The following is a 375-nucleotide window of genomic DNA, read 5'->3' as shown; positions in this document are numbered from 1 at the left end:
GCGCAGCGTCTGGGACAAGCGTTTTGGCGCTGCGCCGGCCGACGCCAAGGCGTGGGCGCGCCAGGTGCGCTTTCTGACCGCCCGCGGTTTTGCCGCCGACGTCGTGCGGCGCGTGGTGCCTGTGGCACCGCGCTGACGCGCCGGCCCGGGCCGCGCGCCCATGCGGCGGCCCCATCAACCATGCAGGCACCCGGCAGGCAGGCCGACGCGTTTGGCCCTGCCCCGGCTTGCCCGATCAGCGGTCACAGCCCCAGAGTGGGAGCCCGCAGTGGCGCCGGCTTCAGGCAAACCGAATTGGTGCAGTGATCGCAACGAAATGCATGGCCCGACCAAGCCGGGCGCAGGGCCCCGGCGCCCAAAGAAACCGACTCAGCG

General features: G+C 72.5%; 1 pseudogene. It reads left to right on the top strand.

Annotated features, from left to right (window positions below):
• A pseudogene (locus tag B2J89_RS21935) lies at positions 1 to 136 on the top strand (recombination regulator RecX); the annotation flags it as partial.
• Positions 137 to 375 lie beyond the last annotated feature (239 nt).

The organism is Acidovorax sp. SRB_24 (genome assembly GCF_012931925.1).
This window is presented reverse-complemented; position numbering and strand designations above follow the sequence as displayed.